Genomic DNA, 22371 nt, shown 5'->3' on the forward strand with positions numbered 1-22371 from the left:
GTTCAGATCGTCGGCAGGGCGTAAAAGCGCGCGATGCCCGCGAACTCGTCCGCCTGCAGGCTCGCACCACCGACCAGGGCACCGTCCACATCGGGCTGGGCCATGATCGAGGCGACATTGGCTGCCTTGACCGATCCGCCGTACAGGATACGCAATCCCTCGGCGGCCTCGGGCGAGAAGGTCTCCGCGACACGCCCGCGGATGGCGGCGCACACCTCCTGAGCGTCCTCCGGCGTGGCGACCTCGCCGGTACCGATGGCCCACACCGGCTCGTAAGCCACCACCAGGCCGGCGACCTGCTCGGCGGTGAAACCGGCCAGCGATCCGTCGAGCTGCGCGAGCGTGTAGGCGACATGCTCGCCGGACTGCCGGACCTCCAGGCCCTCGCCGACACAGACGATGGGCGTCATGTCGGCGGCGAGCGCCTTGGCGGCCTTGGTGTTGACCACGGCATCGCTCTCGGCGTGGTATTCGCGCCGCTCGGAGTGCCCCACCACCACGTAGGAACAGCCGAGCTTGGCCAGCATCGCCGCACTGATCTCGCCGGTGTAGGCACCGCCGTCGTGCTCGGAGACGTCCTGGGCACCGTAGCGGATCGACAGGCGATCTCCGTCGACGAGCGTCTGCACGCTGCGGATGTCGGTGAACGGCGGAATGACGACGACCTCGGACTTCTCGAAGTCGTGCTTCTTGTCCTGCAGGGTCCAGGCGAGCTTCTGGACGAGCACCACGGCCTCTTGGTGATTGAGGTTGCTCTTCCAGTTGCCGGCCATCAGCGGGGTACGGGTCATCGTGACTGCTCCTCCAGGACGGCCAGGCCCGGCAGGGTCTTGCCTTCGAGATATTCCAAGCTGGCACCGCCACCGGTCGAGATGTGACCGAACTGGTCGTCGGCGAAGCCCAACTGACGCACGGCTGCGGCCGAGTCGCCGCCGCCCACGACCGACAACCCGTCGGTCCGTGTCAGCGCCTCGGCGACCGCGCGGGTGCCGCCGGCGAACGCCTCGAACTCGAAGACGCCCATCGGCCCGTTCCAGAAGACGGTCTTCGCTCCCCGCACGTACTCGGCGAACACCGCCGCCGAATCCGGGCCGATGTCCAGGCCCATCTGATCGTCCGGGATGGCATCGGCCGCCACCACCGTGGCCGGCGCGTCGGCGGCGAACGCCGGGGCGACCACGACGTCGGTCGGCAGCAGGAGATCGACCCCGGCCGCCGCAGCTCGCTCGATGTAGCCACGGGCGACGTCGATCTGGTCGGCTTCCAACAGTGACGAGCCGACGCCGTGACCTTGCGCGGCGAGGAAGGTGAAGACCATGCCGCCGCCGATGAGCAGGCTGTCGGCCTTCTCGATGAGGTTGTCGATGACGCCGAGCTTGTCGGAGACCTTCGAGCCGCCCAGCACCACGACGTACGGACGCTCCGGCGACTCGGTCAGCCGGCGCAGCACCTCCACCTCGGCCTGCACGAGGTCACCGACCGCAGCCGGGAGCCGGGTGGCGACGTCGTACACACTGGCCTGCTTGCGGTGGACCACGCCGAAGCCGTCGGAGACGAACATGTCGGCGAGGGCCGCCAACTGGTCGGCGAAGGCACCCCGCTCGGCGTCGTCCTTGCTGGTCTCACCGGCGTTGAAACGCACGTTCTCCAGCACTGCGATCTGGCCGTCGGACAACTCCGCAGCCACCCGCTGCGCCTCCGGGCCGACGGTATCGGTCGCGAAGGCGACCGGCCCGCCGAGCAGTTCGGAGAGCCGAGCGGCCACCGGAGCCAGCGAGAACGCCGGATCCGGCTCGCCCTTCGGGCGGCCGAGATGCGCCGTTACCAGCACTCGCGCCCCGGCCTCGGTGAGGCGGCGGAGCGTCGGCAGGCTCGCGCGGATGCGGCCGTCATCGGTGATAGTCGCGCCGTCGAGGGGCACGTTGAGGTCGCTACGGACGAGCACCCGCTTGCCGCGGAGGTCGCCCAGGTCGGAGATCGTCTTCACGGTCGAGGGACCCCGCAGTTCAGCGGGAAGTGCCGACGTGCGCGACCAGGTCGACCAGGCGGTTGGAGTAGCCCCACTCGTTGTCGTACCAGGACACGACCTTGACCTGGTCGCCGATGACCTTGGTCAGGCCCGAGTCGAAGATGCTCGACGCGGGATCGGTGACGATGTCGGTGGAGACGATGGGGTCCTCGGTGTAGGTCAGGAAGCCCTTCATCGCGCCCTCGGAGGCGTCCTTGACGATCTGGTTGACCTCTTCGACCGTGGTCTCGCGGCTCGCGGTGAAGGTCAGGTCGGTGGCCGAGCCGGTCGGCACCGGCACGCGCAGCGCGTAGCCGTCCAGCTTGCCCTTCAACTCGGGCAGCACGAGGCTGACGGCCTTCGCGGCCCCGGTCGAGGTCGGGACGATGTTCAGCGCGGCGGCGCGGGCGCGGCGCAGGTCCTTGTGCGGCGCGTCCTGCAGGTTCTGGTCCTGCGTGTAGGCGTGGATCGTCGTCATCAGGCCGCGCTCGATGCCGAGGGCGTCGTTGAGGGCCTTGGCCAGCGGCGCGAGACAGTTGGTGGTGCAGGAGGCGTTCGAGATGACCGTGTGCGCCGCCGGGTCGTACAACTCGTGGTTGACGCCCATGACGATGGTGATGTCTTCGTTGCTGGCGGGCGCGGAGATGATGACCTTCTTCGCGCCCCCGTCGATGTGGGCCTTCGCCTTGGTGGCGTCGGTGAAGAAGCCGGTCGACTCCACCACGATGTCGACGCCGACGGCGGCCCAGTCGAGGTTCGCCGGGTCGCGCTCGGCGAAGGCGGCGATCTTCTGGTCGCCGACGGTGATCGAGGTGTCGTCGTAGGTGACGTCGGCGTCGAGGCGACCGAGGATCGAGTCGTACTTCAGCAGCGTGGCGAGCGTCTTGTTATCGGTGAGGTCGTTGACGGCGACGATCTCGATGTCGGCGCCTGCGGCACGCGCCGCCCGGAAAAAATTGCGGCCAATGCGGCCAAAGCCATTGATGCCAACGCGAACGGTCACGGCGTGATGCTCCTGAAAGTGGATGTACCAAGGTCAGAGGCCAGCCTAACGGGGCCGGTAGGCCGTCGCGACTGCGGTGGCCTACCGGCCGTTCTCATACGCGCTCCCGTTCATGCGTCGCCCAACTCGTCGAGCGTCGCCTCGGTGTTCGGGATACCGCGCTCGGCGGCGGTTTTGTCGGCCATCGCCAGCAGCCGGCGGATGCGCCCAGCGATGGCGTCCTTCGTCAGCGGCGGCTCGTGCAACTGGCCCAACTCCTCCAGGCTCGCCTGACGATGCTCGACCCGTAAGGCGCCCGCGAGGCGCAGATGGTCGGGTACGTCGTCGCCGAGGATCTCCAGCGCACGCTGCGCCCGTGCTCCGGCAGCCACTGCGGCGCGGGCCGAGCGGCGCAGATTGGCGTCGTCGAAGTTGGCGAGCCGGTTGGCGGTGGCGCGCACTTCGCGGCGCAGTCGTCGCTCCTCCCACGCCAGCAGCGTCTCGTGCGCGCCGAGCCGGGTCAGCAGGGCACCGATGGCCTCGCCGTCACGGATGACGACTCGGTCGAATCCCCGTACCTCCTTGGACTTCGCCGAGATTCCCAAGCGGCGCGCAGCCCCCACGAGCGCCAGCGCCGCCTCGTGGCCGGGGCAACTCACTTCGAGCGCCGACGAGCGACCTGGCTCGGTCAGTGATCCGTGGGCGAGGAAGGCACCACGCCACACCGACACCGCATCGCACGACGCCCCTCCGACGACCGCAGGCGGCAGCCCGCGAATCGGGCGGCCGGCACCGTCGACGATGCCGGTCTGCTGGGCCAGGGCGTCTCCCCCGGCACTCACCCGCACGACATAGGTGGTGTTCTTGCGCAGGCCGTTGGGCTGCAAGACAACGATGTCGCTGCGATGGCCGTAGACCTCGGCGATGTCCTTGCGCAGGCGGCGCGCGGCCGCTCCGCTGTCGAGTTCGGCTTCGATCACCACCTGACCGGCGACGAGGTGCAATCCCCCGGCAAAACGCAGGATGGAGGTCACCTCGGCCTTGCGACAACAGGCCTTCGTCACGGTGGTGGCCACCAATTCGGACTTCACCTGGGAGGTCAACGCCATGCGGGACACTCTATGCCGGGGTCAGAAACCCGCCGAACGCCTCGGCCAGCCGGGCCGCGTCGTGCTGATCGCTGCCGGGCGAGCGAGCCACGTCGGCCACGATCAGGCGCGCCCCGAGTTTGCCGGCCATGGCCTCGAGGCTGCCGGCCGCGTCGACCACACTGCGGTCGGCAACCACGGCGTCGAGGCCGAGTTCGGGCGCATGCGCCGCGAGCACATCGAGGTGGTCGGTGGCGTTCAGGCCCGCCGTCTCGCGGTCGCCGCGCAGGTTCAGCACGAGGGCGCGCCGCGCGCGGGTGCGCAGCAGGGCATCGCGCAACTCCGGCACCATCAACGTCGGCATGACGCTGGTGAACCAGGATCCGGGACCGACAACGACCCAGTCGGCCTCCTCGACGGCCTCGACGGCCTCCGGGCAGGCCGGCGGATCATGCGGATCGAGGCGGACGCTGACCACCTGGCCGTCGACCGAGGCAACCTCTGCCTGCCCCCGCACGACGGTCAGCCGGTCGGGTGCGGAGAGGAGATGAACATCGGCCTCGATGTCGAGCGGGACCGCTGCCATGGGCAGCACCCGGCCTTGCGAGCCGAGCAGGTCGCCCACGAGGTCGAGGCCCGCGACGTGATCCCCCAGTTGATCCCAGATCGCGGCGATCAGCAGGTTGCCGAGGGCGTGTCCGCCAAGCGGGCCGTCGCCGGCGAAACGGTGCTGCAGGACGCTGGCCCACTGCTGCCCGCGGTCATCGTCGCCGCTGAGCGCCGCCAGGGCCATGCGCAGGTCCCCCGGCGGCAGGATGCCGAACTCCTGGCGGAGCCGCCCGGAGGAACCGCCGTTGTCGGCGACGGTGACGATGCCGGTGAGTGCGGGCGTCAGCCGGCGCAAGGCGGTCAAACTGGCGGCCAGCCCGTGCCCGCCGCCGAGGGCCGCCACCCGCAGCGGACCGGCGCTCATTCGCGCCCCAGGTCGCGGTGGACGACGAGCGTGCTGACGCCGTGGGCGCGCAGCCGCTCGGCGAACGCCTCCGACATCGCCACCGAGCGGTGCCGGCCGCCGGTACAGCCGATGGCGAGGGTCAGGAAGTGTTTGTCCTCGTGGAGGAAGCCGTCGGTGAGCAGCGAGATCAGCTCCTCGTAACGGTCGAGGAACTCCACCGCCCTCGGCTGGCCGCGCACGAACTCGCGCACCGGGTCGTCCAGGCCGCTCATCGGACGCAGCTCGGGGTCCCAATACGGATTCGGCAGGAAGCGCATATCGGCCACCATGTCGGCGTCGATAGGGATGCCGTATTTGAATCCGAAGGACATCACCGAGGCCCGCAGGCCGGTCGACCCCGGCTCGCCGAACGCCGCCCGGAGCCGCTGGCCGAGCAGGTGGACGTTGAGCGACGTTGTGTCGAGGACGAGATCGGCACGCGCCCGGACCCGGCGCAGTAACTCGCGCTCCTTGACGAAGCCGTCCATGAGCCGGCCCTCCAGGCTGAGCGGATGAGGGCGGCGGGCCGCCTCCTGCCGGCGGACCAGAACCTCGTCGGAAGCCTCCAGGTAGAGCACGCGCGTTGGCAGCCCGCGCTGACGCAGGCGCACCAGGGCGTCGTCCAGTTCGCCGAAGAACGAGCGGGAGCGCGCGTCGACCACCACCGCGAGCAGGTCGATGTCGCTGGCCGCCTCGACCGTGTCGAGGGTGCGGTCCAGCAGGATCGGCGGCAGGTTATCGATGACGTAGTAGCCGAGTTTCTCCAGCACCTTGGCCGCCGTGCCGCGACCGGCCCCCGTCATGCCGGTGATGAGCACGACCTCGTTGAGCTTGGTCATCGCGGGACCTCCTGATTCACTCCTCGACCACCTCGCCAGTGGCAGTGTTGATCGCCACCGTACTGGGTGTCTGCGCGAGCGCCTCGGCAATCACCGCCGCAGTGGCCGGACCGATGCCCGGAACCTCGGCGATCTGTGCCGGATCGGCCGCACGCAGCTTCTTGAGCGAGCCGAAATGCTTCATCAGCGCCGCCCGGCGCGACGGCCCCAGGCCCTCGATACCGTCGAGCGCGGAGACCGTCATCGAGCGGTCGCGGCGCTTACGGTGGTGCGAGATCGCGAAGCGGTGTGCCTCGTCACGCACTCGCTGCAGCAAGTACAGGCCCTCGCTGGAGCGGGGGAGGATGACCGCATACTCGTCGTCGGGCAGCCAGACCTCCTCGAGCCGTTTGGCCAGGCCGACGAGGGCGATATCACTGATACCAAGTTCGTCGAGGGCCCGTTGCGCGGCGGCCACCTGGGGCGGTCCGCCGTCGACCACGACCAGCGACGGCCGGTAGGCGAAGCGCCGCCGCCCTTCCTGCGGTTCGTCGGCGACGGCTTCCTCGCGCTGGCGCCGGAAGCGCCGGGTGATGACCTCGTGCATCGCCGCGACGTCGCTCTGGCCCTCGTGGCGCACCACGAACCGGCGGTACTCGGACTTGCGCGGCAGTCCGTCCTCGAAGACCACCATCGAGGCGACGATCTCGGTGCCCTGGAGGTTGGAGATGTCGAAGCATTCGATGCGCAGCGGTGCTTCGGGCAGCGCCAGGGCCTCCTGCAGTTCCTCCAGGGCGCGGCTGCGGGTGGTGAGATCACCGGCCCGCTTGAGCTTGTGGCGGGCGAGCGCCTGCTGGGCGTTCTGCTCCACGGTCTCCATGAGCCGGCGCTTGTCGCCGCGCTGCGGCACCCGGAACCGCACCGGCCCGCCGCGCTGCTCGGCCAGCAACTCCTCCAGCGCGGCGGTATCGGCCGGGAGGACGGGGACGAGCACTTCGCGGGGAACCGCCGTCGGCGCACCGTCCTCGTAGAGCGCCATCACCGCGCGCTGGACGAGTTCGGGCAGGTCGGTGTCGGCTGTGGACGCGCCGGCATCCGTGCTCGCAGCCGACGGCAGCGGTGCCGGCCGGTCGGCGACCCAGCCGCGCTGCCCGCGGATGCGCCCGCCGCGCACCGAGAAGATCTGGACGGCCACCTCCAGCGGATCCTCGGCGAAGGCGAGCACGTCGGCGTCGGTGCCATCGGCCAACACCACGGCCTGCTTCTCCAGCACTTTGTCGATGGCGGCCAGGTCGTCGCGGTATTTCGCGGCCAGCTCGAACTCCAGGTCGTCGGAGGCCCGCTGCATCTTGGCTGTCAGGTCACGGGTGATGACGCCGGTGCTGCCGCCGAGGAATCCGAGGAAGTCCTCGACGATCTCGCGGTGTTCTTCGGGACTGACCCGCGCGACGCACGGCGCGGCGCATTTGCCGATGTCGCCGAGCAGGCAGGGCCGCCCGCTGACCCGCGCGCTTCGGAACACCCCGGCCGAGCACGAGCGCATGGGGAAGACCCGCAGGAGGGTGTCAACGGTGTCGCGGATGGCCCAGGCGTGAGAGTACGGGCCGAAGTAGCGCACCCCCTTGCGCTGAGCACCGCGCATGACCTGGACGCGCGGAAACTCCTCACCCACGGTGACCGCGAGCCACGGGTAGGACTTGTCGTCGCGGTATTTGACGTTGAATCGCGGATCGAACTCCTTGATCCAGGTGTACTCCAGTTGCAGCGCCTCGACCTCGGTGGCGACCACCGTCCATTCCACGGACGCGGCGGTGAAGACCATGCGCCGGGTACGTTCGTGCAGGCCTGCGGGATCGGCGAAGTAGGAGGTGAGCCGTTGCCGCAGCGACTTGGCCTTGCCGACGTAGATGACGCGCTGCTCGGCATCCCGGAACTTGTAGACGCCCGGATCGGTGGGGATCTCACCGGTCTTCGGGCGGTAGGTCGCGGGATCGGCCATGCCGTCAGACTACGACCGTGGACCGACAGAATCGGCCGCGTGGAGGCGCGAGGGCGTCGCCGCGCTCCTGTCCGAACAACTGGTCACCGGGGAACTCGGCCTTGACCTGGGCGATGATGGCCCGCGCCTCCTCCACCGTGAGTTGCCAGCCCGGTTCGCTACCGCTGACGTCGGCGAACTCCCCTTCGTCGTCGCGTAAAAGCCTCAAGCCCGGCAAATAATCAGCGACCACATCAGCCACGTTCGCTGTCATTCCCCCATCGACATCTGTCATGCGACCAGCCCGCCGCTGGCGACCGACGGGAATCAAGGAATGTGTTCGCCGAGCAGGGGCTTGAGGAAGTGGCCGGTGTGGCTGGCCTCGACGAGGGCGACCTCCTCGGGCGTGCCCTCAGCGATCACCATGCCGCCTCCGCTGCCGCCCTCCGGACCCATGTCGATGATCCAGTCAGCGGTCTTGATGACGTCGAGATTGTGCTCGATCACCACGACCGAGTTGCCGTTGTCGACCAACCGGCCGAGGACCAGCAGCAGTTTGCGGATGTCCTCGAAGTGCAGGCCCGTCGTCGGCTCATCGAGGACGTAGAGGGTGCGACCGGTGGACCGCTTCTGCAGCTCGGCGGCGAGCTTGACGCGCTGCGCCTCACCACCGGACAGCGTCGGAGCCGGCTGGCCGAGCCGCACATAGCCCAGGCCGACATCGACGAGCGTGCGCAGGTGACGGGCGATGGCCGGGATGGCCTCGAAAAAGTCGACAGCCTCCTCGATGGGCATGTCGAGCACTTCGGCGATGGTCTTGCCCTTGTAGTGGACCTCCAGCGTCTCGCGGTTGTAGCGCGCGCCGTGACACACCTCGCACGGCACATAGACATCCGGCAGGAAGTTCATCTCGATCTTGATCGTGCCGTCGCCCGAGCACGCCTCGCAGCGGCCGCCCTTGATGTTGAACGAGAAGCGCCCCTGCTGATAGCCGCGCATCTTGGCCTCGGGCGTCTGGGCGAACAGTTTGCGCACGTGGTCGAAGACGCCCGTGTAGGTGGCCGGGTTCGAGCGCGGCGTGCGACCGATGGGCGACTGGTCGACGTGGATGACCTTGTCGACCTGATCGAGTCCGTCGATGGTGCGGTGGCGGCCAGGGATCGTGCGCGCACCGTAGATGCTGCGCGCCAGCGACGTGTAGAGGATGTCGTTGACCAGCGTGGACTTGCCCGAGCCGGAGACGCCCGTAACGGCGACAAGCTGGCCCAGTGGGAAGGTCACGTCGACGTCGCGCAGATTGTTCTCGCGTGCACCGCGAACGGTCAGTTCACGGCCCGGCTGGCGCGGCCGACGAACCTGCGGCACGGGGATCTTCTCGCGCCCCGACAGGTACTTGCCAGTGATCGAGTCCTTGCTGGTCAGCAGCTTCTTGACCGGCCCGGAGACGATGACCTCGCCGCCGTGCTCGCCGGCCCCCGGACCGATGTCGACCACCCAGTCGGCCACGGCGATGGTGTCTTCGTCGTGCTCGACCACGATCAGCGTGTTGCCGAGGTCGCGGAGGCGTTCGAGGGTGTCGATGAGCCGGCGGTTGTCGCGCTGATGCAGGCCGATGGACGGTTCGTCGAGCACGTAGAGCACGCCCACGAGTCCGGCGCCGATCTGCGTGGCGAGCCGGATGCGCTGCGCCTCACCGCCCGAGAGCGAACCGGCCGCCCGGTCGAGCGAGAGATAGTCGAGGCCGACGTCGAGCAGGAACTGCAGGCGCTCGTGGATCTCCTTGAGCACACGCTCGCCGATCTGCCGCTCGCGCTCGCTCATGGCCAGGCCCTTGAGGTAGTCGGCGGCCTCGGCGATGGACAGGCGGGCGACCTCGGCGATGTTCTTGGGACCGAGGTCGGGGTGATCGAGCAGCACCGCCCGGATCACCGGCTTGAGGCGGGTGCCGTCGCAGGCACCGCACGGCACTTCGCGCATGAAGCCCTCGAGCCGTTCGCGGTTGGTCTCGGACTCGGTCTCGGCGTGGCGGCGCTGCACGAACTCGACCGCGCCGTCGAAGACGGTGTCGTACTCGCGGCGTCGGCCGTAGCGGTTCTGGTAGACGACATGCACCGAGCCGGGGCGGCCGTACATGAGCAGCTTCTTGACCTCGTCGGACAGGTCGCCGTAGGGGACGTCGGTGCGGAACCCCTCCTCGCGGGCAAGGGCCTGAAGGATGCGCAGGAAGTAGTCCGACATCTGGTTGTAGGACCAGGGGGCGATGGCACCGTCGTCGAGTGACTTGGCGGGGTCGGGCACGACCAGTTCCGGATCGACCTCCATGCGCACGCCGAGGCCGTGGCACTCCGCGCAGGCACCGAAGGGTGCATTGAAGGAGAACGAGCGCGGCTCCAACTCGTCGACCGCGAGCGCATGGTCATGGGGGCAGGCGAGTTTCTCGGAGAAACGGCGAGTGCGGCCCGCATCGTCGTCGGGCAGGTCAACGAAGTCGACGATGACCAGGCCGTCGGCCAGCCCGAGGGCGGTCTCGATGGACTCGGTGAGCCGCTGCTGTGCGCTGCGCTTGGCCTGGAGCCGGTCGACCACGACCTCGATGGTGTGCTTCTTCTGCTTGGCGAGCTTCGGCGGCTCGTCGGCGAGCAGGTGCGGCTGGCCGTCGACGACCGCCCGGCTGAAGCCCTGCGACTGCAGTTGCCGGAACAGGTCCAGGTACTCCCCCTTGCGGCCGCGGACGACCGGCGCGAGCACCTGGAAGCGGGTGCCCTCCGGCGAGGCGAGGATGCGGTCGACGATCTGCTGCGGGGTCTGCCGGGTGATCGGCTCGCCGCACTCGGGGCAGTGCGGCCGGCCGGCACGGGCGTAGAGCAGGCGCAGGTAGTCGTAGACCTCGGTGATCGTGCCGACCGTGGAGCGCGGGTTGCGGGAGGTGGACTTCTGGTCGATGGAGACCGCCGGCGACAGGCCCTCGATGAAGTCGACATCGGGCTTGTCCATCTGGCCGAGGAACTGGCGGGCGTACGCCGACAGCGACTCCACGTAGCGGCGCTGCCCCTCGGCGAAGATCGTGTCGAAGGCAAGCGAGGACTTGCCCGAGCCGGACAGCCCGGTGAACACGATCAGCGCATCGCGGGGAAGGTCGAGGGAAACGTCCTTGAGGTTGTGCTCGCGGGCACCGCGGACGACGATCCGGTCGATGCTGGAACGGGGGGACGACGACGCTCGAGTGGCCACCCAATCAGCCTAGCCACGGCCTCGGACAGTTTTCGGCCGCGCGTGAGCAACCTCTCCCTGAACGGCACGCCGTCGTCGTTCAGCCGCGTCGGCGAAGCGTCATCTGGGCCGCGATGAGATCGCGGCTATGCCGGTGCTGCGCGTCCCGCTCGAAACGGTCGGCCGCAAGAACCTCCACAATGCGCCCCCGATGCATGACGGCGATCCGGTCGGCCAGGTGCTGAACGACGCCGATGTCATGTCCGATCAAGAGCTGGGCCATGCCCGACGATGCTCGGAGACGGCGCAGCAAATCGAGAATCTGGCGCTGCGTCGCGACGTCGAGCGCGCCCGTCGGCTCGTCCAGGACCAGGACATCGGGAGACACCGAGAGCGCTCGGGCAATGACCACCCGTTGCAGTTCGCCGCCGCTGAGTTCGCCCGGCAGCCGGTCGGCGAAGCCCTCGTCCAGCCCCACCTGCTCCAACATGGCTCCGACCGAGCCGCGCGCCCGAGCCGCAGAAACCCGGCACAGGTGACGTAGGCCCTGCTCCAGGAAGACTCCCATCGTCATCCGAGGACTGAAGGCTGCGGGAGGATTCTGGAACACCATCTGGACATGCCGGTGAACCCTACGGCCTTCACGGCGGCGCATCACCTCGACCGGCTCCCCGCCGATCAGCACCTCCCCGCGACTCGGACGAATCAGCGACGCCAGCATCCGGGCCAGGGTCGTCTTCCCGCTCCCGCTCTCGCCGACCAGTCCAAGGCATTCCCCTTCATGCAGGCTCAGATCGACCGACGACACGGCATCCACCCGAGCAGGGCCAGATCCGAAGGACCGTCCCAGCCCGCGAGCGGCCAGCACCTCCTGCCCATCGCCGGGCGGACGTGTCGGGCACTGCGGGCTATTCACGTCACATCCCATTCGACAAGCTGCCTGGTGTAGGGATGCCGTGGATCGCCCACGACCTGCTCGGCGCTCCCGATCTCCACGATCCGGCCGCGATGCATGACCGCGATGCGGTGCGCCAACCGGTAGGCCAGTCCCACGTGATGAGTGACCAGAACGATGCTCACGCCGTCGTCGCGGTTCAATTGCGCCAACTGGTCGGCTACGTGCTTCTGCGACACCGCGTCGAGAGCGCTGGTCGGTTCATCGGCCAACAACACCGGCGGCTCCAGACTCATCACCATCGCCAACGCGACACGTTGCATCATGCCGCCGCTCAACTCGAACGGATAGGCCTTGAGCACCCGGTCGGGGTCCTCCAGCCGTAGCCGCGACAACGCGGCGCGCATCACCTCGTCCCGCCCCGCCCGCGACGAGGTGCCGTGGACGCGAAGCATGTCGCCGAACTGGGCCGCGATACGCCGGTTCGGATTCATGAACTGCACCGGATGCTGGAAGATCATCGCCACATCCCGGCCGAGTTCGAGTCGAAGCCGCCCCCGGAACAGGACCTGACCACTGCGAAGACGGGCGGTGTCCGGCAACAGGCCCATGACGGCCCGTAACAACGTCGATTTCCCGCTGCCGCTCTCCCCGACGATCACGAGGATTTCACCCTCGCCGACGCTCAGTGAGATGTCGTGCAGCGCATCTGGACCCTCGCCATAGGCCAAGGTCAGATTCTCGACGCGCAACAGCCCGTTCATGTCCGTGCTGCCGGACACCGCCCGCCTCCTAGCCCTCAGTCGTTGATCGTCAACTCATTCGTGATGAAGTAGTAGTCGATCGGATGAGCCAGCACGTTCGACACCTCGCTCGACGACGCCACGACATTGGCCTGCGACACCGTGTAGATATCGACCGCGTTCTCCAGCATGTAGGTTTGCGCCTCGCCGACCAGTTTCGCCTTCGCCGCCTGATCGAACTCCTGGCTGATCGCATCGACCATCGCATCGAATTCCGGATCGTTGTAGTGCCCGTAGTTGGTCTCGCTGCCCGAATGGTAGAGCGACGTCAGAAGCCACCCCGGATCGCCCGTCGACAGATACTGGGTGTTGCGCTCCTTGATATCGAAATCCCCCGTGGCCTCAACGTCGTCGAGGTTTTCGACCAGGTTGAGTTCGAGTTCGATCCCCGACTGCTTGAGCATGTCCTGAATAGCCTCATTGAAAGCAGTCATGTCGGCCAAGTCGTAGGTCAACTCCAGATGGAGATTCTGTCCGTCCTTGTCGACGTATCCGTCGGCATCGCTGTCGGAGAATCCGGCCTCGGCGAGGTGGTCGGCCGCCGCGTCCTTGTCGAACTCATAAGCCGGCACCTCGCCATACCCGTAAACCTCGAGGGGGAAGGGGGCCGCAGCCACCTCGGCGTCGTCGCCGAGGACTTCGGCCAACGCCTCATAGTCGAGGCTCTCGGCAATGGCGCGGCGCACATTGGCATCGGCTAGGTAGGGGTTGTCGTAGTTGAACTGGAGGGCGCGCGAGCGAATGCCCCGAGTCTTCGTCAGCTCGTACTCGTCATCGCCTGAGAAAGTATCGAGGTCACCGGCAGCGATCCGCTGGACGACATCCACGTCCCCGGACTGCAACGCCGCCGCGCGCGTGCTGTCCTCCTCGATGTTGACCACAGTGATCGTGTCGAGGTCCGACGCACCGTTCCAGTAGTCGTCGTATCGTTCCAGCTCGATCTTCTCGTCCGGCTCGAACGAGGTCACCTTGAACGGCCCCGACGCGATCGGCGCGTTTTCGTAGTCGATTCCCTCGCCCACGGCAACGACCGTGAACAGCGGCTCGGAGATCGCGTTGAGGAACGATGCCTGCGGCCCGTCGGTCGAGAAGACGACATCCTCGCCGTCGACGGTGATGTTGCTGATACCCGTACTGGTACGGGCGCGCTCGGCCAACCCGAGCACGCGCTCGAAGGACGCCTTCACCGCTTCCGCGTCGACAGGATCGCCGTTGTGGAAGGTGACCTCCGGGCGGATGTGGAACCGCCAGGTCGTGTCATCGACCATCTCCCAGGAGTCGGCGATCTCGCCGACGATCTCCAGGTTCTCGTCGATGGTCACCAGGTTCTCGCCGATACCGGCCCGGCGCACCGTCCAGCCGTTGTATTCGACGGCAGGATCGAGATTCGTGCCGAACCAGTACAGCGCCGCGTCGACGTGCTTGGGACCGTTGTTCGACCCCCCGCCGGAGCAGCCCGCGACCAGCAAGGTCGCCGATAGAACGGCCAGGATGACCGCCTTCAGGATGTGTTTTCTCATGTTCTCCCTTTCTTGTGGAGTCGTGCCACAACGCCCCCAGAACGGGGTCGCTGAGAATCTGTGCGCGCGCGAGCCGTGAAGCCGCTGCGGCGGTCGGTCATCGTCTGGGGCTGGAGAAGATCCCTGAGCCGGTCGCCGAGGAGACTGAAGACGATGACGTGCAGGACGATGACCAGGCCAGGACTGGCCATCATGTGCGGGGCGGTCTGGATGAAACGGCGGCCTTCGGCCAGCATGAATCCCCACTCCGGGGTCGGCGGCTGCGAGGCCAGCCCCAACAACGACAAGCCGGCCAGGTTCAGGAGGCACTCGCCGAAGCCCTGCGTCACGATGACGAGGGTGTGGGGCAGCACGTTGGGCAGCACATAGCGCCCGAGGAGTCCGGCCGGGCCGACCCCGCTCAACGTGGCCTGGGCGATGTAGTCCGCGTTGCGGATCGAGAGCACCATCGCGCGGCTCACCCGGGCGTACTCGCACCAGCCGATAGCGGTCATCGCGATGATCGTGTGCGAAAGACCCGGACCGGTCATGCCGACGAAGGCGATCACGAACACCAGGGAGGGAAGCGCCATCGTCATGTCGACCAGCGCGGAGACGGCCAGATCCACCCGCCCGCCGATCCAGCCGGCGACCATGCCGATCCCGATCCCGACAGCCGAGGAGATCGCCAAGACCACGAAGACGATCAACAGCGACGTGCGCCCACCGTAGATCAAGCGCGACAGGACACAGCGTCCGAGTTGATCGGTTCCGAGCGGGAACTGCCAACTGCTGCCAGCGAGGATGTGGTCGTAGTCGGTCTTCAGCGGATCGTGCGGTGCCAGCACCGGCGCCAGCACCGCCACCGCGATCAGGCTGATCGCCAGCACGCTCAAGACGAGGAACCCCGGCGATTCCGACAACCTCCTGACCGTCCGGTTCATCGTGTTCCCGTCGCTGCACGGCGTGCCTGCGGGTCAATGGCACGGCCGAGAAGATCGACCGCCGCATTGGCGACCACGAAGATGACCGACACCCAGGTCACGTAGGCCATGAGTACGGGGTAGTCGCGGACCGTGGTCGCCGCGACGGCCATCTTCCCGATGCCTTGCCACGCGAAGATCGACTCCACGATGGTGGCACCGCCGAGAAGCGCGCCCACGCTGAGTCCCACCAACGGCAGCACGGAGATCAGCGCGTTCGGCAGGACATCGCGCCAGAGGACCAGGTGCCGGGGAACGCCGCGCGCGATGGCTCCCACCACATAGTCCTTGCCGAGTTCTTCCAGGAGGCTTCCCCGCAGCCGCCGTACGTAGAGCGCGGCGAGCCAGAACGTCAGGGTCGCCGTGGGCAAGATGATGTGCCGGGGTGACGAACTCCCCATGACCGGCAGCCACGACCACCGCACGGCGAACTGGTACATCAGGAGCAGCCCCACCCAGAAACTCGGCATCGCCGCACCGCAGAACGAGAACAGCCGCACGAGAGTGTCCGGCCAGCGTCCGTGATAGCAGGCCGCCACCAGGCCCATCGGCAGCGCCAGCATGATCGTGGTGACCAGCGTGGCGACCGCGAGCCAGATCGTCCGCGGCAAGCGGCGCAGGACCTCCGTGCCGGCGTCCGCGCCGTAGGCGTAGGACTCGCCGAAGTCTCCGTGGATCGCGCCGAAAAGCCAGCGCGCGTATTGCACGAGGAAGGGGTCGTTCAGGCCGGCGGCCGCCCGCTCGCGAGCCAGTACGGCCGGATCCGGGGTGATGCCCAAGTAGCTGTACTTGGCGGTGATCGGGTCGGAAGCGGAGAAGTGCGCCAGGGCAAAGGTCACCAGGGACACGAAAAGCAGTGTCGGCACCACCAGCGCCAACCGCTTGGCTGTATACGACAGCACCGTGGCGACCCACCTCTCCGTACGCGCGGAGAACGCGACAGGAGATGGAAAGCCCAACGATGGGAAGTCCAGCCGGATGGCGCGTCCGTATGACTTACTGCCCGGCTAGGTATCTGACTCAGGTCCTTATATTTCAGACCCTCACAGTGGCGCGACCGTCCCGGATTCTCACCGGGTTCCCTCACACCAGACGGCCCGAAGGTACCACAGATACGGAGTCGTCGGCACCTTCGCGGGCCTCTATGATCGCCCCGTGACGTACACCGGAGAAGTCGAGGTCGGCGGCCCGGCCGACGTGCAGGACGCCAGCGATCTAGAGATCACGAAGTTCGCGGTCGGAGACCTGGCGAACAACGTCTACCTCCTGCGCTGCACCCTGACCGGCGAACGCGCCCTGATCGACGCGGCCGACGACGCCGAGCGCATCCTCGCCGAACTCGACGGCGCTCCCCTGGCCCGCATCGTCACGACGCACTGGCATCCGGACCACTGGAACGCGCTCGCGGCCGTCCGCGAAGCCACCGGCGCGGAGACCCTCGCCAGTCCGGTCGACGCCGAGCACATCCACGTGCCGGTCGATGTCACGGTCACCACGGGAGCGCGCGTGCGCGTGGGATCGTGCGAGTTAGAGGTCCTCGAGATCGCGGGGCACACCCCCGGTTCCATCGCGCTGGCCTACGACGACCCGGACGGCATCGCCCACCTGTTCACCGGCGACTCGCTGTTTCCCGGCGGCGTCGGTAAGACGTGGTCCGAGGAGGACTTCGCCACCTTGATCGACGAGGTGGAGTCCAAGATCTTCGCCCGCTTCCCCGACGACACCCGCTTCTACCCCGGCCACGGCCCCGACTCGACCCTCGGCACCGAACGCCCCCACCTCCCCCAGTGGCGCGAGCGGGGTTGGTGAAGCGCGGCGCTCAACTGCCGTCCCAGGGGTTGTAGAGCACGAGACCGGTGTCGTCGAAGTCGCGGGCATTGCGCGTGGCGAGGGCGTGACCGCCGACCAGGCAGATCGCCGCGATCATCGTGTCCTCGACCGACACGACTCGCCCGCGCGCCTCACGAGCAGCCCGCAGCCGCGCATACTCCGCAGCCGCGCCGTGATCGTAGGCCAGCACGCGCCCGCCCGCGCCGGCCGCCATGCTCGCCACTCCGCTCACAAGCGAGTCCCGCCACCTGCCCGGAGCGAGGCGGTTGACGCCGTACAGCAGCTCACCGATCGTGACGGCCGTGATCGCCACCTCGCCACGATGGTCGGCCAGCCACTCCACGACTCGCGGTTCGGGCATCGGCCGCAGCGGTTCGGACAGGACATTGGTGTCCAGCACAATCACGACAGGTCCACCTCGCGGGCCGCTAAGCGTTCCGGCAACTCGAACTCGCCCCGCACGCTCTCGGCCAGATCCAGCCAGTCACCGATGAAGTCCACCTCGCCGTGCACCGCAGTATGCAGAATCTCGCGTACCTCAGCCTCCATGGACCGATTGCGCCGCGCCGCACGCTCCTTCAGGGCGATGCGGGTGCTCTCCGGCAGGTTGCGAATCGTCAGGGTCGCCATCGCCACCACCTCCGACAGCAATGCTAGCAGTCTTACACCGCCACGGGGAGGTACTGCCAGCCGCGCAGGACGCGATTGGGGCGGCGGCGAGCCACACCGTCGGGCCGCAGGCCGGGGAAGCGGGCGAACAACTCCTCCAGCGCGACGCGCCCCTCCAGACGCGCCAACCCGGCACCCGGACAGAAGTGCGCACCCGAGGAGAACGCCAGATGCTGCCCAGCGTTGGCCCGTGTGACGTCGAACCGCGCCGGATCGGCGAACACCTCAGGGTCGCGATTCGCGCCCGCCAGCATCACCAGCATCGTGGTGCCGGCCCGGACCGGCTCGCCCTGCACCTGCGTGTCCTCGTACGCCTGCCGCACCGTTAACTGGACCGGCGACTCCATCCGCAGCGCCTCATCGACCGCCGTCGCCCAGCGCGAGGGATCCTCGCGGAGCACGGCCCGCTGGTCGGGATGCTCGAACAACAGCCCAACGGCGTTGCCGATCAGGTTCACGGTCGTCTCGAATCCCGCGCCCAGCAGCAACAGCCCCATCGCGCGCAGCTCGTGGGTCGTCAGCGCGTCCTCACCCTCCAGGTCGACGAGGCGGCTCATCAGGTTGTCCTCGGACTCGCGCCGCAGCCGCTCGACATGACCGTCGAACCAGGCGTGCAGCTGCCCGACTCCCGCGACGACCCGGCGGTACTCGCGCCACGACATCGTCGGATCGAGCAGCCGGGCCGCATCGTCGCCCCACCTCAGCAGGTCGTCGTGCTGCTTGGCCGGTACACCGAGGAGGTCACCGATGATGACGACCGGCAGCCGAGCGGCATACTCTCCGACCAGATCGACCGATCCCCTGCCCTCGATCTCGTCGAGCAGCCGACGGGCGACGCCTCGAACGCGGTCCTCCAACGCCGCCACCGACTTGACCGCGAAGTCGTGGGACACGAGCCGGCGGTAGCGCGTGTGCAGCGGCGGATCGACGGCGAGCATCGACGGCGGATCGAGCGGGCCGTACTGATCCACACGCATCAGGGACCTGCGCAGCCGCCGCCACGCGGGAGGCATCGGGGCACCGCCGTCGGCCACGCCGAAGGCGGTGCTGCGCAGGATCTCGGTGCAGGCCGCGTGGCTCACGGTGCCGGACACGACCTGGCCGCGCACGATCACGCCGGTGTGCCGCAATGACTCGTACCCCGGATACGGGTCGGCGCGTAGCTCCGGGTCCATCTCGAGCCGGGCGAACGGATCACCCCTGCGCACCCCGACCCGCAGGCCCGCTCGGGCGATGCCGTGGCCCAGCGCCCACGAGGCCCACTCGGCGCCCGGCCAGCCCGCTCTGCGCCCGGGTTCTTCGGTCCACGCCGCCGTGGTCGTTCGCGGCGACGTAGCCGATGTCAAGATGTCCATGACTCGACGATAGGTCCGTACTCGCTGCTCGGCATCGTCCCGCAGGAGGCATCATCTCTCCTACCGCAGCAGGAGGACGCCGCAGGCTGATAGGCCTAGGCTTCCTTCCATGACTGCCGTACTGCGCCGGGCGGGCGGCTCGTGGCTGCGACGCTTCGAGGGGAAGTCCGGGCGTCACGGTCTGGCCTATCCGTGGTGGATCGCTATCGCCGCCCACGTCATGCTCGTGTCCTGCCTCTGTGTGGCCCTGGTCCAGCGCGATCTCGTCCTCCCGCCGTCGTGGCTCCTGCTGGCGGCCGTGCCGATCGTGCTCCCCGACCTGCTCCAGGGAACCATCCGCCCGTGGGTGCCGTGGTGGCTGGCCGCCCCGTCGGCCGTCGGCGGGATCGCCTGGCTCATGACCGCCGGGCCGGCCGTCGACCCGACCCGCGATCTCGCCCCTGCGGTGCTGGCAGTGGCCGTCGCGCGGCTGACCGCGACCGACGGCTGGCGTGCCGGCGGCCTCACGATGGTGGCCGGCATCGTGACCGTGGTCGCGGTCGGCACCGCCTCGACCGTCCCTGCCGCGACGACGGTCGTCTTCGGCTTCCTGGTCTTCGGCTTCCTCATCGGCTGCATGCTGCGCTGGCTCATGCGGGCGCTCACCGCGGAGCGGGCGGCCGTATCCAGCGAGCGCGAGCGGGCGACGCTCGCCGAGCGGGAGCGCATCGCGCGGGAGATCCACGACCTCGTCGCCCATTCGCTGTCGGTGACACTGCTGCATGTGGCGGGCGCACGGCAGGCGCTCCTCGACGACGATGACGACGACGCCCTGGCGGCACTGGCCGACGCCGAGCGGGTGGGTCGGGGCGCGATGGCCGACATCCGCGCCACCGTCCGGCTGCTCTCGGACGAACCCGCCCAGCGGCACGCGCTGCCTGTGGCCGCCGATCTGCCCCGCCTCATCGAGGACGTGCAAGGGGCAGGGCTGCCCGTCGACTGGGAGGCGACCGGCAACCTCACGTCGCTCGACGCGACGACCGGGCTGGGTCTGTACCGAGTGCTGCAGGAGTCCCTGGCGAACGTCGCGCGGCACGCTCCCACGGCGACCGCACTCATACGGCTGAGTATCGACGAGGGCATGACCCGTCTGACCGTGACGAACCGGCTCACCTCGTCTCGGCGCGGCGACGGCCTCGGCTCCGGCATCGACGGCATGCGGGTGCGGGCGGCCCAGCTCGGCGGCTCCCTCGTCGCAGGACCTGACGGCGACGCATGGCGGGTCGACCTGACGGTGCCGTCGGAGGTAGCTCGATGAGCCAGGTCCGCCTCGTGCTCGTTGACGACCAGGAGCTCGTCCGCTCGGGGCTGCGCCGCATCCTGCGCCGCCGCGACGGCTTCGAGATCGTCGCCGAGTGCTCCGACGGCGACGAACTGCCCGCCGCCCTGGCCCATGTCACCGTGGATGTCGTCGTGATGGACCTGCGCATGCGGCGGGTCGACGGCATCACCGCGACGCGGCGGCTGCGTGCCGACCCCGGTGCGCCGCCCGTGCTGGTACTCACGACCTTCGATGACGACGAGATGCTCTCGGGTGCCCTGCGAGCGGGCGCAGCCGGATTCGTCCTCAAGGACACCCCGGCCGACGACCTGATCCGCGCGGTGCGGGCGGTGGCCGGCGGCCGGGCATGGCTCGACCCGGCGGTGACCGCCCGGGTGCTCACCGCCTACCGCCGGTCACCGGCGCCTTCCGGCGAGGCCGCCTCGACCCTGACCTCGCGTGAACTGGAGGTCCTGCGAGCCATCGCACGGGGGCTGACGAACCGCGAGATCGCCGACGAACTCGTCATCTCCGAGTTGACCGTCAAGAGCCATGTCGGACGTATTTTCAGCAAACTCGACCTGCGTGATCGCGCCGCCGCAGTCGTCTATGCCTTCGAGCACGGCCTGGCGGGCACGGCATCTGACCGGCCTCTCAGAGCCTGACGGGCAGTTCTTCCACGCCGAAGACGAACGACAGCTGGCGGAAGGCGAGTTCGGACTCCGGCCGGTCGAGGGCCAGGTCCGGGAACCGCTTGAGCAGCCTCGGGAAGACGATGCGCAGTTCCATGCGTGCCAACTCGGCCCCGATGCAGCGGTGGATGCCGTGCCCGAACGCCAGGTGTCCGCTCGCCGGGACCCGGTACGGATCGAAGCCGTCGGGGTTCTCCCCCGCACTCTTCGGGTCGCGGTTGGCACCCGACAGCGAGGCCAAGATGACGTCACCGGCCTTGATCTTCGTCCCGAACAACTCCATGTCGGCCTTGGCGAAGCGCGGGAAGGCCACCTGCACCACGGCGAGGTAACGCAGCAGCTCCTCGACCACCTGGTCGACCTGCTCGGGTGAACCGTCGCGCACCAGCGCCGCGTACGCGGGATCGCGCATCAAAACGATGGTGCCGAGCGCGATCATGCCTGCGGTCGTCTCGAATCCCCCGGTGAAGACGCCGTCGGCCAGGCCCGCCAAGTCGACGTCACTGATCGCGTCGCCCTCGTCGCGGATGATCTGGCCGATGAGACCCGGCCCCGGCTCGATCCGCTGCCGCGCGACCGCATCAAACAGGAACTCGCGCTGCGCCGACACCGCGCCGAACGCCGCCGCCGCGCCGTTGGTCGCGTCGAAGCGGGCGCTGCCGAGGCCCGCGAAGGTCTCGCGGTCCTCATAGTCCAGGCCCAGCAGATCGCAGATGGTCTGGAAGGGGATCGGGAAGGCCAGGTGCTGGGCGAGGTCGGCCACCCCGCCGTCGGCCGCGGCCGCCTTCTCCAGCTCGTCCAGCTGACGCTCGACGATGCCTTCGATCATCGGCTCCAGACGCGCCAGCCGGCGCATCGTGAACTCCGGCGTGATGATCTTGCGCAGCCGGGTATGCAGCGGCGGGTCGGTGAAACCCAGGCCGCCCACGTCGTCGGCCGTCGCCGGGCCGTGGCCGGAGAACAGGTGACGGATGTCGTTGGAGTACGAATCGCGGTCGGTGAGAATCGCCCGCGTCTGTTCGTATCCGGTGACCAGATAGGCGGTGAAGTCGAACGGCAGGTCCAGCGGCACGAGCGGCTGCGTCTCGCGCCACTGCCGGATCTGCGGCAGCGGATCGGTGCGGTCGCGCTGCAGCGGCACCTTGGTCTGCTCGGGCAGGAACGAGATCGTGGACAGGTCGATGCCCTTGCGGCGGATCCGACGCACCACGAGGGCGCTCACCCAGCGTTTCACGACGGCGGGCACGGGCAGCGATAGCGTCGACAC

General features: G+C 68.5%; 21 protein-coding genes and 1 riboswitch. Of the genes, 3 read left to right on the forward strand and 18 right to left on the reverse strand.

Annotated elements, in window-relative coordinates:
- Nucleotides 1–2: 2 nt before the first annotated feature.
- From tpiA to QM597_RS10115, 14 genes are all read right to left on the reverse strand, one after another.
- The gene (gene tpiA, locus QM597_RS10050; protein ID WP_415004748.1) at nt 3–791 is read right to left on the reverse strand and encodes a triose-phosphate isomerase; all 789 of its coding nucleotides are present in this window, start codon (nt 789–791) and stop codon (nt 3–5) included.
- On the reverse strand, nt 788–1987 hold the full coding sequence (locus tag QM597_RS10055; RefSeq protein ID WP_415004749.1) for a phosphoglycerate kinase: 1200 nt from the start codon (nt 1985–1987) through the stop codon (nt 788–790). The genes tpiA and QM597_RS10055 overlap by 4 nt, the downstream gene beginning before the upstream one ends.
- Before the next feature lie 19 nt (nt 1988–2006).
- Nucleotides 2007–3011 (reverse strand): type I glyceraldehyde-3-phosphate dehydrogenase, encoded by a 1005-nt coding sequence (gene gap, locus QM597_RS10060; protein WP_415004750.1) that lies wholly within the window; start codon nt 3009–3011, stop codon nt 2007–2009.
- Between the two features lie 110 nt (nt 3012–3121).
- Nucleotides 3122–4099, reverse strand: a complete 978-nt coding sequence (gene whiA / locus QM597_RS10065) for a DNA-binding protein WhiA (RefSeq protein WP_415004751.1) — start codon at nt 4097–4099, stop codon at nt 3122–3124.
- A gap of 10 nt (nt 4100–4109) precedes the next feature.
- The gene (locus QM597_RS10070) at nt 4110–5051 is read right to left on the reverse strand and encodes a gluconeogenesis factor YvcK family protein (protein ID WP_415004752.1); all 942 of its coding nucleotides are present in this window, start codon (nt 5049–5051) and stop codon (nt 4110–4112) included.
- A complete protein-coding gene (gene rapZ / locus QM597_RS10075) occupies nt 5048–5911 on the reverse strand; it encodes an RNase adapter RapZ (RefSeq protein ID WP_415004753.1) in 864 nt (287 codons plus the stop codon). Before rapZ ends, QM597_RS10070 begins: the two co-directional genes overlap by 4 nt.
- A 16-nt stretch (nt 5912–5927) precedes the next feature.
- A complete protein-coding gene (gene uvrC / locus QM597_RS10080) occupies nt 5928–7889 on the reverse strand; it encodes an excinuclease ABC subunit UvrC (protein WP_415004754.1) in 1962 nt (653 codons plus the stop codon).
- A 4-nt stretch (nt 7890–7893) separates the two neighbouring features.
- A complete protein-coding gene (locus QM597_RS10085; RefSeq protein ID WP_415004755.1) occupies nt 7894–8130 on the reverse strand; it encodes a hypothetical protein in 237 nt (78 codons plus the stop codon).
- A gap of 65 nt (nt 8131–8195) precedes the next feature.
- Entirely contained in the window at nt 8196–11099 is a 2904-nt protein-coding gene (gene uvrA / locus QM597_RS10090) for an excinuclease ABC subunit UvrA (protein ID WP_415004756.1), read from the reverse strand.
- A 79-nt stretch (nt 11100–11178) separates the two neighbouring features.
- Nucleotides 11179–12006, reverse strand: a complete 828-nt coding sequence (locus QM597_RS10095) for an ABC transporter ATP-binding protein (protein WP_415004757.1) — start codon at nt 12004–12006, stop codon at nt 11179–11181.
- A complete protein-coding gene (locus QM597_RS10100; RefSeq protein ID WP_415004758.1) occupies nt 11991–12755 on the reverse strand; it encodes an ABC transporter ATP-binding protein in 765 nt (254 codons plus the stop codon). Before QM597_RS10100 ends, QM597_RS10095 begins: the two co-directional genes overlap by 16 nt.
- Nucleotides 12756–12772: 17 nt before the next feature.
- On the reverse strand, nt 12773–14296 hold the full coding sequence (locus tag QM597_RS10105; RefSeq protein WP_415004759.1) for an ABC transporter substrate-binding protein: 1524 nt from the start codon (nt 14294–14296) through the stop codon (nt 12773–12775).
- Nucleotides 14293–15219: an ABC transporter permease gene (locus QM597_RS10110; RefSeq protein ID WP_415004760.1), complete on the reverse strand. Its 927-nt coding sequence runs from the start codon at nt 15217–15219 to the stop codon at nt 14293–14295. The genes QM597_RS10105 and QM597_RS10110 overlap by 4 nt, the downstream gene beginning before the upstream one ends.
- On the reverse strand, nt 15216–16160 hold the full coding sequence (locus QM597_RS10115) for an ABC transporter permease (protein WP_415004761.1): 945 nt from the start codon (nt 16158–16160) through the stop codon (nt 15216–15218). Before QM597_RS10115 ends, QM597_RS10110 begins: the two co-directional genes overlap by 4 nt.
- 86 nt (nt 16161–16246) lie before the next feature.
- Nucleotides 16247–16373, reverse strand: a riboswitch (cobalamin riboswitch).
- Nucleotides 16374–16413: 40 nt separating this feature from the next.
- Here QM597_RS10115 and QM597_RS10120 point away from each other — a divergent pair.
- Nucleotides 16414–17067: an MBL fold metallo-hydrolase gene (locus tag QM597_RS10120; RefSeq protein ID WP_415004762.1), complete on the forward strand. Its 654-nt coding sequence runs from the start codon at nt 16414–16416 to the stop codon at nt 17065–17067.
- Nucleotides 17068–17077: 10 nt separating this feature from the next.
- On the opposite strand, the gene QM597_RS10125 is transcribed toward QM597_RS10120, so the two are convergent.
- The 3 genes from QM597_RS10125 to QM597_RS10135 are packed head-to-tail and all read right to left on the reverse strand — an operon-like array spanning nt 17078 to nt 19112.
- A complete protein-coding gene (locus QM597_RS10125; protein WP_415004763.1) occupies nt 17078–17494 on the reverse strand; it encodes a type II toxin-antitoxin system VapC family toxin in 417 nt (138 codons plus the stop codon).
- On the reverse strand, nt 17491–17718 hold the full coding sequence (locus QM597_RS10130) for a FitA-like ribbon-helix-helix domain-containing protein (protein ID WP_415004764.1): 228 nt from the start codon (nt 17716–17718) through the stop codon (nt 17491–17493). The genes QM597_RS10125 and QM597_RS10130 overlap by 4 nt, the downstream gene beginning before the upstream one ends.
- A 32-nt stretch (nt 17719–17750) precedes the next feature.
- Nucleotides 17751–19112, reverse strand: coding sequence for a cytochrome P450 (locus QM597_RS10135; RefSeq protein ID WP_415004765.1), 1362 nt, complete (start codon nt 19110–19112; stop codon nt 17751–17753).
- Between the two features lie 109 nt (nt 19113–19221).
- On the opposite strand from QM597_RS10135, the gene QM597_RS10140 reads away from it, so the two are divergent.
- Nucleotides 19222–20409, forward strand: coding sequence for a sensor histidine kinase (locus QM597_RS10140; RefSeq protein WP_415004766.1), 1188 nt, complete (start codon nt 19222–19224; stop codon nt 20407–20409).
- A complete protein-coding gene (locus tag QM597_RS10145) occupies nt 20406–21077 on the forward strand; it encodes a response regulator (protein WP_415004767.1) in 672 nt (223 codons plus the stop codon). Before QM597_RS10140 ends, QM597_RS10145 begins: the two co-directional genes overlap by 4 nt.
- Here the strand turns inward: QM597_RS10145 and QM597_RS10150 are convergent.
- Nucleotides 21067–22371 (reverse strand): cytochrome P450, encoded by a 1305-nt coding sequence (locus tag QM597_RS10150; RefSeq protein WP_415004768.1) that lies wholly within the window; start codon nt 22369–22371, stop codon nt 21067–21069. The genes QM597_RS10145 and QM597_RS10150 overlap by 11 nt on opposite strands.

This window comes from Aeromicrobium sp. (assembly GCF_047607065.1).
In the GTDB taxonomy this organism is placed as follows: Bacteria; Actinomycetota; Actinomycetes; order Propionibacteriales; family Nocardioidaceae; genus Aeromicrobium.